The sequence below is a fragment of the Limimaricola hongkongensis DSM 17492 genome (assembly GCF_000600975.2).
In the GTDB taxonomy this organism is placed as follows: Bacteria; Pseudomonadota; Alphaproteobacteria; order Rhodobacterales; family Rhodobacteraceae; genus Limimaricola; species Limimaricola hongkongensis.
The window spans coordinates 73,982-80,148 of record NZ_KK088649.1; the positions used below are offsets into that span (position 1 = coordinate 73,982).

9 protein-coding genes and 1 tRNA gene are annotated in these 6,167 nt (G+C 69.2%); 1 reads left to right on the top strand and 9 read right to left on the bottom strand.

Annotation, left to right across the window (positions count from 1 at the left end):
• Positions 1–198 precede the first annotated feature (198 nt).
• From rplL to LOKHON_RS02355, 8 genes are all read right to left on the bottom strand, one after another.
• Complete coding sequence (rplL, locus tag LOKHON_RS02320; protein WP_017930000.1) at positions 199–573, bottom strand: 50S ribosomal protein L7/L12; 375 nt, start codon at positions 571–573, stop codon at positions 199–201.
• 69 nt (positions 574–642) lie between these two features.
• A complete protein-coding gene (gene rplJ, locus LOKHON_RS02325; protein WP_026147650.1) occupies positions 643–1,155 on the bottom strand; it encodes a 50S ribosomal protein L10 in 513 nt (170 codons plus the stop codon).
• A 256-nt stretch (positions 1,156–1,411) separates the two neighbouring features.
• Positions 1,412–2,113 (bottom strand): 50S ribosomal protein L1, encoded by a 702-nt coding sequence (gene rplA, locus LOKHON_RS02330; RefSeq protein WP_017929998.1) that lies wholly within the window; start codon positions 2,111–2,113, stop codon positions 1,412–1,414.
• A 3-nt stretch (positions 2,114–2,116) separates the two neighbouring features.
• Positions 2,117–2,569: a 50S ribosomal protein L11 gene (rplK, locus tag LOKHON_RS02335; protein WP_017929997.1), complete on the bottom strand. Its 453-nt coding sequence runs from the start codon at positions 2,567–2,569 to the stop codon at positions 2,117–2,119.
• 189 nt (positions 2,570–2,758) lie between these two features.
• On the bottom strand, positions 2,759–3,976 hold the full coding sequence (locus LOKHON_RS02340) for a glycosyltransferase family 4 protein (protein WP_017929996.1): 1,218 nt from the start codon (positions 3,974–3,976) through the stop codon (positions 2,759–2,761).
• A 91-nt stretch (positions 3,977–4,067) separates the two neighbouring features.
• Positions 4,068–4,601 (bottom strand): transcription termination/antitermination protein NusG, encoded by a 534-nt coding sequence (gene nusG, locus LOKHON_RS02345; RefSeq protein ID WP_017929995.1) that lies wholly within the window; start codon positions 4,599–4,601, stop codon positions 4,068–4,070.
• 185 nt (positions 4,602–4,786) lie between these two features.
• Complete coding sequence (gene secE, locus LOKHON_RS02350) at positions 4,787–4,987, bottom strand: preprotein translocase subunit SecE (protein WP_017929994.1); 201 nt, start codon at positions 4,985–4,987, stop codon at positions 4,787–4,789.
• Positions 4,988–5,066: 79 nt separating this feature from the next.
• Positions 5,067–5,142: transfer RNA gene (locus tag LOKHON_RS02355), tRNA-Trp, on the bottom strand.
• A gap of 141 nt (positions 5,143–5,283) precedes the next feature.
• Between LOKHON_RS02355 and LOKHON_RS02360 the strand changes: the two genes are divergently transcribed.
• Complete coding sequence (locus LOKHON_RS02360) at positions 5,284–5,973, top strand: lysophospholipid acyltransferase family protein (RefSeq protein WP_017929993.1); 690 nt, start codon at positions 5,284–5,286, stop codon at positions 5,971–5,973.
• A 95-nt stretch (positions 5,974–6,068) separates the two neighbouring features.
• On the opposite strand, the gene LOKHON_RS15590 is transcribed toward LOKHON_RS02360, so the two are convergent.
• Positions 6,069–6,167: EF-Tu C-terminal domain-related protein (locus LOKHON_RS15590; RefSeq protein WP_017929992.1), on the bottom strand; the 99-nt coding region annotated here is incomplete at its 5' end.

Here is a 6,167-nt window from a genome sequence, read left to right on the forward strand (position 1 = left end):
AAGGCCACGGCATCCTTGCGAGAGGGGAGTTCCGGTCCATTCGCGATCTTCGTCCCACCGAAGACCTCCCGACCGTGGAACCTGCCCGAGACGGGGGCCGCACGCAGCCCCCTTCCAAGACGGGTTCGGCTGGACCCGCGAAATCGCGGATCCAGCCAATTCAAGAGGCGTGGCGCGCGTGCCGCGCGCCCGCCGAAATCAGGCCAGCTCGACCTTGGCGCCGGCTGCTTCCAGCTTCGCCTTGATCTCTTCGGCTTCCGCCTTCGGCGCGCCTTCCTTGACCTTGCCGCCGGCCTCGACGAGGTCCTTGGCTTCTTTCAGGCCGAGGCCGGTGATGCCGCGGACTTCCTTGATCACGTTGATCTTCTGAGCGCCGGCGTCCTTCAGGACGACGTCGAACTCGGTCTTCTCTTCTTCGGCAGCGCCGGCATCGCCAGCCGGACCAGCCATCATCACGGCGCCGCCGGCGGCGGGCTCGATGCCATACTCGTCCTTGAGGATGGTTTTCAGTTCCTGCGCCTCGAGGAGGGTCAGACCAACGATCTCTTCGGCGAGTTTCTTCAGATCAGCCATTTTACTTTTCCGTTCGTTCAATTGTGTTCCAACGCGGGGGCTTTCAACCCCCGAGGGAGACGGGATGCCTTATGCGGCCTTCTCTTCGATGGTCGAGAGAATGCCTGCGATGTTGCTTGCGGGCGCGCCAATGGCACCGGCGATGTTCGATGCCGGGGCACCGATGCAGCCGACGATCGAAGCGATGAGCTCCTCACGCGACGGCATCTGGGCCACGGCCTTCACACCGGCCGGATCCAGAGCCGAGTCTCCCATCGCGCCGCCGAGGATGACCAGCTTGTCGTTGGTCTTCGCATAGGCGTCGACCACCTTGGCAGCCGCCACGGGGTCTTCGGAATAGGAGAGCACGGTCATGCCCGTGAGGTAGTCGGCGATGCTTGCGCAGGGCTTCCCCTCAAGGGCGATCTTGGCGAGCTTGTTCTTGGCAACGCGCACGGACCCGCCAGCTTCGCGCATCTTCGCGCGCAGGTCCTGCATATTGGCAACCGTCATGCCTTCGTAGTGGGCAACCACCACGACGCCAGAGCTTTCGAAGATCTGGCCGAGTTCCTCGACCACTTTCTCTTTCTGGGCTCTATCCACGGTTTACTCCAAGTTTGGGGGTTTCCCCCCGGCTCTGTCTGACCCCCTGATCGTCCGGGGGCCGTTCGGGTCCGTTTTCAGGGTCCCGAGGCCGAGATCGCCCGAAGGGAAGGCACAGCTTCCGAACGGAAATCCAACTCTCGTTTCCCATCTCGGGAAGGCCTTAGCGGGGTGTCCCCCTGCCCTCCGTCTCGGACAGGACGGGGCGCGAGCGCCCCGCCATTCGCTCCCCGCCGAGGCAGGGAGGAAATCTCTATCAGGCCGCGCCGGTGGCCGAGGCCAGGTCGACGGTGACGCCCGGGCCCATGGTCGAGGACAGCGCCACCTTCTTGAGGTAGGTGCCCTTGGCGCCGGCGGGCTTCGCCTTGGAGACGGCATCCACGAAGGCGCGGATGTTCTCTTCGAGCTTGGTCTCGTCGAAGGACGCCTTGCCGACGCCGGCATGGATCACGCCGGCCTTTTCGACGCGGAACTGCACCTGGCCGCCCTTGGCCGCGTTCACGGCCTCGGTCACGTCCATGGTGACGGTGCCGATCTTCGGGTTCGGCATCAGGTTGCGCGGGCCGAGGATCTTGCCCAGGCGGCCGACGATCGGCATCATGTCCGGCGTCGCGATGCAACGGTCGAACTCGATCTTGCCGGACTGCACGGTCTCCATCAGGTCTTCGGCGCCGACGATGTCGGCCCCGGCCTTCTTGGCCTCTTCGGCCTTCTCGCCACGGGCGAAGACGGCGACGCGCACGGTCTTGCCGGTGCCGTTGGGCAGGGTGACCGAGCCGCGGACCATCTGGTCGGCGTGGCGCGGATCGACGCCGAGGTTCATCGCGATCTCGACGGTCTCGTCGAACTTCGCGGAGGCGTTCGACTTGATCAGCGAGACGGCCTCGGAGAGCTGGACGTTCTCCTTGCCGGCGAAGGCCTCGCGGGCGGCGCGGGTGCGTTTACCGAGTTTTGCCATGATTCAGCCTTTCACCTCGATACCCATCGACTTGGCGGAGCCAAGGACGGTCTGCATCGCACCCTCGACGCTGGTGGCGTTGAGGTCCTTCATCTTCGCTTCGGCGATCTCGCGCACCTGGGCGAGCGTCACGGTGCCGGCGGTCTCCTTGCCGGGCAGCGTCGCGCCCTTGGCGCGGTTGCGCTTGCCGACGGGCTTCAGGCCAGCGGCCTTCTTGAGGAAGAACGACGCCGGCGGCGACTTGATCTCCATCGTGAAGGACTTGTCCTGGTAGTAGGTGATCACGGTCGGGCAGGGCGAACCCTTTTCCATGTCCGCGGTCTTCGCGTTGAAGGCCTTGCAGAACTCCATGATGTTGATGCCGCGCTGACCCAGCGCCGGGCCGACCGGCGGCGACGGGTTCGCTTCGCCTGCCTTCACCTGGAGCTTCAGCTGCCCCATCACTTTCTTGGCCATCGGGCCTCTCCTTGTCGCAACACCGCGCGGACGCGTCCGGGCGGCTGTGGTTGGCGTGGTGCGGCGAAACCGGGCGCGCCCGGCGGCCTCCCACATTCGCGACACCCGCCTTGGCGCGAATCGCGACCGGGGATCGGCCTTGGACGGTCCCCGGGGAAGGCCGCCGCATAGCCCGGCCACGCCCGCGCGTCAACCCCGCCCATCCCCGGCCCGGCGCCCCCGCGCCGCCATGTCGTCGTAATGACGCGACCAGCTCGCGGCGACCTGCGGCCAGCCGAAACGCGCCCGCGCCACCGCCCTGCCCCGCGCGCCGACCGATTTGGCGCGCGCCGGGTCGGCGGCCAGGTCCCGCATCGCCCCGGCCAGCCCGGCCACCATGTCCCGCGTAGGCCCGACCGGCACCAGCACCGCGCCGCCGTTCCGGCCCAGATCGCCCGGACCGCCCCAGTCGAACGCCACCACCGGCAGCCCCAGCGCCATCGCCTCCTGCATCGCGATGCCGTTGGCCTCGGCGAGGCTCGGCATCACGAATGCGTCACAGGCGTCGAGCGCGGGGCCGAGACCGGCGTGATCGAGCCAGCCCGCGAATCGCACCTGCCCGGCCACCCCCAGATCGCGCGCCAACGCCTCGAGCGCCGGGCGCATTGGCCCGTCGCCATGAAGCACCAGATCCACCCCCGGCCCGGCCTGCGCCACCGCCCGGATCGCGAGATCGAATCCCTTGTCGTCGACCATCCGCCCGATGCAGGCGAAACGCCCGCCCGCGCCGTCCCCCGCGGGGCGCGGGCGGGCCAGCAATCCGGGCGACACCCCGGCATCGAGCACATCGACCATGCGGCCGGGCGCGCAGCCGGCGCAGGCAAGCGAGCGCCGCGTCCGCGCCCCGCCCGACACCAGCAGCACCGCCGCGCGCGCCCGGTCGCGAAACAGCCGCCCCAAGAGCCGCTGCAACGGCGCGTGCAGCCGCGCCATCGCCCGCCCCCTGAACGGGGCGCGGCGCCCGAGCGCCGCAGGGTAGTGGATGTTGCCCGACAGCGGCCCGATCATCACCCGGTAGCCGGGGGGCGCGAATCGCGGCGCGACCGGGGAGATCGGGCACAGGTAATGCAGCACGGTGTCGGCGGGATCGAATCGCCGGGCCAGCCGGGCGACGGCGCGGTGGAACAGCATCCCCACCAGAGGCCGCCCGATCCGGCTGCGCCAGGCCGCGCGCTGCGCCAGGCCGTCCTCGACGAAGATCAGCCGCGCCGGGTCGAACATCGCCACGAGCTCATCGCGGTTGCGCGCATGGGTGACGAGACGGGCGTCGCGCCCCTCGGACAGAAGATGCGCGAAATACTGGACGGCCTTCATCGCCTCGCCGCCCATGCGGGTGCCGGCATTGGTCGAGACGACGAGAATTTTCAAAGGGGAGGCTCCGGCGGACAGGTCACGGGCGCATCATAAAGGCGCGGCCCGCCGGGGAAAGAGGGGCGCGCCCTGCGGCGCGCGCCATGGGTCAGCCCTGCTTGGCGACCTGCGTGAATTCGAGCTCGACCGGCGTGGCGCGGCCAAAGATCGAGACGGTGACCTTGAGCCGCTGGTTGTCCTCGTCGACCTCTTCGACCATGCCGTCGAAATCCTCGAACGGGCCGTCCTTGACCTTCACCTTTTCGCCGATCTCGAAGCGGATCAGGGTGCGCGGGCTTTCCTCGCCCTCCTGCACCCGGCCCAGGATCGCCTCGACCTCGGCGTCGCGCATCGGCATGGGGCGGCCCTGCGGGCCGAGGAAACCGGTGACGCGGTTGATCGAGGTGACGAGGTGATAGCCCTTGTCGGACATCTCCATGTGCACCAGCACGTAGCCGGGCATGAAGCGGCGCTCGGTCGAGACCTTCTTGCCGCGGCGGACCTCGATCACCTCCTCGGTGGGGACGAGAACCTCGTCGATCACGTCCTCGAGCTGCTGCTCGGCGACCTTGGTCCTGATCTGCTCGGCGATCTTCTTCTCGAAGTTCGAGAGCACGGAAACCGAATACCAGCGTTTCGCCATGTTGCCCGACACCTTCCGTCGCGACCGGCACGGGTGCCGGAGCCTCGTTGAATTTCCCGGCCCGCGAGACGGGGCCTCTCAAACGGCAAAGCGGCGCGCACCCGCGCGCCGTTTGTCCAAGTCCGCCGGTCAGTAGCGCCCGGCGCGGCGCAGATCAAGCCCCACGGGGCCCGATGGCCTTCGGATCAGCCCGCCAGACCTTCGAGCACCGCCTGCAGCCCCGAGCGGATCCCGAGATCCACGAGGCTGAAGAACAGCGCGGCCACGGCGGCGAGGATGAAGATCATCACCGTCGTCAGGATCACCTCGCGGCGGGTCGGCCAGACCACCTTGGCGATCTCGGCGCGGGTCTGCTGCGCGAACTGGACGGGGTTGGTTCTGGCCATCATCTTCACCTTTCGAGGGATCGATGCGGGACATACGGGGACGCCGCGCGATCTGCAAGCGGGCGGGCCGCGGTGGTCTTGGCAGGGGCAGGGGGACTCGAACCCACGACCCTCGGTTTTGGAGACCGATGCTCTACCAACTGAGCTATACCCCTAAGACCGCCCCCCGAGTAGTCGCAATCCGCGGCGGGATCAAGAGCCCCCGGCGTCCAATCGGCCGCATTCTCGCACCCCCCGCCCTTGCCCTCGCGGCGCCCGCTTGCAAGATGCGCGGCGCGAGCCCCAAAGGAGACCCCATGTCGTTCGGCAAGAGACTGGCCAAGAGCCCCGCCGTGACCCGTGGCATCGGCGGCATCGCCCATGGCTGGCTGGCCCGTTGCCAGCGCCGGATCGACTGGGAGCGGCGCGGCGAGGACGAGTTGCGCGCGGCGCTGGCCGACGGGCCGATCCTGCTGGTGCTGCGCCATTCGCGGCTGATGCTGGGGCCGTTTCACTGGCCCGCCTGGGCGGGCGACCTCTCGACGCTGCACGACACCTCGCCGATCGCGCGAATCGCCGGCGACACGCATCGCCGGCGCGGGCTGACCCCGGTGGCGATGTCGCGGCGGCTGTCGAATCTCGCCATGTCGCGGATGGTGATGGAGCGGCTGCGCGCGGGCGCCAGCATCGGCATCACCGCCGACGGCCCGCTGGGCCCCGCCGGCGAGATCAACGACCCGCCGCTCGACTGGGCGCGGATCTCCGGGCGGCCCGTGTTCTTCTACGCCTATGCCACCGAGCGGCAGCATCGCGCGCAAAGCTGGGACCGGCTGCTGCTGCCGCGCCCGGGCGGACGCGGCGCGGTGGTGTTCCGCCCGTGGGAGGGCGCGATCCCGCGCAAGGCCGACGCGGCCGCGCGGGCGGCGGCGCGGGCCTCGATGAAGGCCGGGCTCGACGCCGCCACCGCCGAGGCCGACGCCATGCTCGGCCTGCCGCCCGGCCCCTGAAGCCCCCTGCCCCGCGACACGAAAAAGGGCCGCCCCGAGGGGCGGCCCTTTCGATCAGGCGGCAACCGGGCGGCGGGGCCGCCCGGAGAGCTCGATCACTCGATGATCTTCGACACGACGCCGGCGCCGACGGTGCGGCCGCCTTCGCGGATGGCGAAGCGCAGGCCGTCTTCCATGGCGATCGGGGCGATCAG